The organism is Streptomyces alkaliphilus, assembly GCF_014141535.1.
GTDB classification, from domain to species: Bacteria; Actinomycetota; Actinomycetes; order Streptomycetales; family Streptomycetaceae; genus Streptomyces; species Streptomyces alkaliphilus.
In genome coordinates this window covers 1-3,470 of sequence record NZ_VKHT01000560.1, presented here as the reverse complement: position 1 = coordinate 3,470, position 3,470 = coordinate 1, and the positions used below count along the sequence as shown (strand labels likewise).

The following is a 3,470-nucleotide window of genomic DNA, read 5'->3' as shown; positions in this document are numbered from 1 at the left end:
CTCCGGGGCCGTCGGGGCCGTCGGGGCCGTCCCGCCGCCCCCGGGGCGGGGCGGCGACGACCCGGCCGGGGAGCCGGTGGGCCCCGGCCGATCCCCGGCTGGGCGAGAACCCCGACCGGCGATCGGGACATCGGGCGGGGACGGAAGGGAGGGAAACGGGCACGACGACACGCCTTCGACCGTATCCCCCGCCGATCCGGCGCCGGAACCGGGGCGGTCCCCCCATCGCCGATGGGGTTGACGGGGGTCATGAAACCGGCGAACAGCGGAATGAGGGTGCCGAGCCCGTCCCCGGGCGGTTCAGCGCACGGCTCGCCCGGCCCGGTCCGGCAGCATGGCCGAGACCCGGAAGCCACCCTCGGGGGTGGCCCCGCAGACGAAGCCGCCCCCAAGGGCCCGGACCCGCTCCCTCATGCCGACCAGTCCGTTGCCGCCGCTGGGCAGCACGGGGTCGGTGTCGGAGGCGTCCGGCGGCGGGTCGTTGCGGACCTGGACGGCCAGTTCCTCCTCGCGGTGGGCGACCCGCACCACCACGGCCGCGCCGGCGGCGTGCTTGTGCACGTTGGTCAACGCCTCCTGGACCACCCGGTACGCGGTGCTCTCCACCATTGGCGGGTGCTCGCGCACGGTGCCCTCCACCAGGAGCCGCACCTCCATTCCCGCCGCCCTGGACTGCTCGACGAGGTCGGCCAGGTCGCGCAGGCGGGGCCCGCCGTCCGCCGGGGAGCCGGGACCCCCGGAATCCGCCCGGGCACCACCCGGCTCGTGCCCGCCGGAGCCCGGGACGAACGGTCGGCCCGTCGTCCGGTCGTCTTCCCCGGGGCCCGGGGCGGATCCTCCCCCGGCCCGATCGGCGTCGGGGCCCCCGGGGCCGGTGCGGGGGTCGGAGTCCGGGGCCCCGCCGGCCGCCGGCACCAACCGGCGTCCCGGGGCGGGTCCGGCGCCGGGCCCGGACACCGGGCCGGAAGCCATGGCGCCGTTCGCCGTCGTATCGTCCGCCCGCAGCACGCCCAGCATGGTGCGCAGCTCGGTGAGTGCCCGACGTCCCATGTCACCGATGAGCGCGGCGTTCTCCGCCGCCCGCTCCGGGTCCTCCCGGACCACGGCTCCCAGCGCCGCCGAGTGCACCACCATGAGCGAGACGCGGTGGGCCACCACGTCGTGCATCTCCCGCGCGATCCGGGTGCGCTCCTCGCGGCGCGCCCACTCGGCCCGTTCCCCCGCCCGCTCGGCGAGGAGCGCCAGCTCGCGCTCCAGGCCGTCGGCGCGTTCGCGCAGCGACTCCACCAACCTGCGCCGTGCCCGCACGTACAGGCCCAGCAGCACCGGCGGCAGGACCGTCAGCATCGCGAACATCGTCGAGACCAGCAGGGTGAACCAGGTGGGCAGCCCCTGCTCGTAATAGAGGTCACCGCCGTCCAACGAGAGCACGGAGACCAGGACGGAGCCCAGACCCACCATGCCGGCGAGGGAGGCGACCGCCCGGCGCGAAGCCTCGGAGGTGGCCAGGGTGTAGAGACCGATGGAGGCCATGACCCAGCCCATCTGGGCGGGGAGGATCGCGATGGCGATCAGGATGACGGCCAAGGGAGAGCGGCGACGCAGCACCAGCAGCGAACCGGCGAGGGCCCCCAGCACCACGACCGGGAGCGTCGGCAGACCGGCGCGACCCGCGAAGGCGATGCCCTGGAGGGCGCACTCGGCGGCCGAGACCAGGGCCAGGCCGGCGTCGAGCAGCGCGCCGCGCCGTCGGGGCCACCACAGGAACCCCGACGGCGGCGGGGAGGGATCGTCCCCGGCCCCGGGCGCGCGCCCATCGGCGCGGCGCGGCTCCACCCCCGTTTCCGTCATGGGAACCAGACTACGACCGCCTGTCGACCCCTTTTCGGGTGACCCGGTGGAGGTCCCGGGAGGGCGGCGCGCGACGCTCGCGACCTCGGGTAGGGTCTGTGCTGCGATCCGCCGTGGGGTAACCGGTAGCCCGCAGGACTTTGAATCCTTGTAGTGCTGGTTCGAATCCAGCCGGCGGAGCCATGACAGGGTCGGGGTTCCCCGACCCTGCGGCTTTTCCGCGCCCGCCGGGTCACCGGATCAGCGCAGTCCGCCGCGCAGTCTCCGCACGCACACCTGTTCGTCCTCGCGCAACTGGGCCAGGACGGGGTCGCGGGGGTCGAGGTCGGCGGCGAGGTCGTGCAGCAGGCGCCGGATCTCCGGCAGCGCGCGGGCGTACTGGCCGGTGTCCAGCAAAGTGGCGGCGTACTGCTTGCGCAGCGAGCGCACCACCCTGGAGGAAGCGCCGTGCCGGGCGGTGGCCATCGGCACCGCGTGGCTGAGCAGTTCCGCCACCCGGGTGTAGTCGCCGGCCGCCAGGAGACGCTTGACCTCGGTGATGGTGGCGGACAGCTCCGGATCCGGGTGCGGGCCGCCGGCGGGCCGCACCGGCGGCCACGGCGCGAGGGGACGCCGGAACGGGCGGGTGGGGTCCATCGGCACGGCCGCCCCCGGGGGCGCCTCCGGGTCCGACCGTCCCAGCAGCGGCTCCAGCTCGGCGAAGAGGGCGTGCGCGTCGGCGGGGCGGCGGTCGGGCTCGCGGTCCATCAGCCGGTGCAGCAGGCGGGGCAGTTCGGCCGGGACGTCCGGGCGCAGCGAGGCCGCGGGCTCGGGGTCCTCGTGCATCTTGCGGTAGAGCAGACCGGTGGCGTTGGGGGCGGTGAACGGCACGCGGCCGGTCAGCAGTTCGTACCCGATCACGCCCAGGGCGTACAGGTCGGCCCGGGGGCCGGCGGGAGTGCCGCCGAGTGCCTGCTCGGGCGCCATGTACAGAGGGGTGCCCAGCAGGGTGCCGGTGCGGGTGAGCCGGCTGTCCTCGTCCTCGCGGACCGCCGCGATGCCCAGGTCGAGCACGGTGACCCGGCCGTCGGGGCGGACCATCGCGTTGCCGGGTTTGAGGTCCCGGTGGACGATGCCCTCGCTGTGCACGGCGACCAGCGCGGAGGCGAGCTGGGTGAGGACGGCGACGGTCCACGACCACGGGTAGGGCTCGTTCTCGGCCCGGTGGTCGGCCAGGTTGGAGCCCTCGATCAGCTGCATGACCAGGTAGAGCCAGTCCTCCTCGGCGCCGGCGTCGTGCACGGCGACCAGCGAGGGGTGGTCCAGCCGCGCGGTGGCACGGGCCTCGCGCAGGAAGCGGCGACGCAACTCCTCGGGCTCGATGGTGCCGGTGATGGCGGCGAGGCGGTCGGAGTGCAGGAGCTTGACGGCGATCCGCCGACCGCCCAGGGCGGTGTCGCGACCGGACCAGACCTCCCCCATGCCGCCCTTGCCGAGCGGTTCGGTGAGCTGGTAGCGGCCGGCCAGGAGCCGGGGCGTCACCGCTGGTCCCCGCCGCGCAGCCAGTCGTCGAGCTCGTCGAGTTCGGAGGCGACCTGGCGCATCCGGTTCGAGGCGGGGGCCGGCGTCCCGGGCGGGGG

General features: G+C 75.4%; 2 protein-coding genes and 1 tRNA gene. 1 reads left to right on the top strand and 2 read right to left on the bottom strand.

The window, feature by feature from the left end; translation table 11 throughout:
- Window positions 1-300: 300 nt before the first annotated feature.
- Entirely contained in the window at window positions 301-1,851 is a 1,551-nt protein-coding gene (locus FNQ90_RS16670) for a sensor histidine kinase (protein ID WP_182607109.1), read from the bottom strand.
- A gap of 107 nt (window positions 1,852-1,958) precedes the next feature.
- Here FNQ90_RS16670 and FNQ90_RS16665 point away from each other — a divergent pair.
- Window positions 1,959-2,034 (top strand) — tRNA-Gln (locus tag FNQ90_RS16665).
- 57 nt (window positions 2,035-2,091) lie between these two features.
- Here the strand turns inward: FNQ90_RS16665 and FNQ90_RS16660 are convergent.
- Window positions 2,092-3,372, bottom strand: coding sequence for a serine/threonine-protein kinase (locus tag FNQ90_RS16660; RefSeq protein ID WP_323380009.1), 1,281 nt, complete (start codon window positions 3,370-3,372; stop codon window positions 2,092-2,094).
- Window positions 3,373-3,470: the final 98 nt, after the last annotated feature.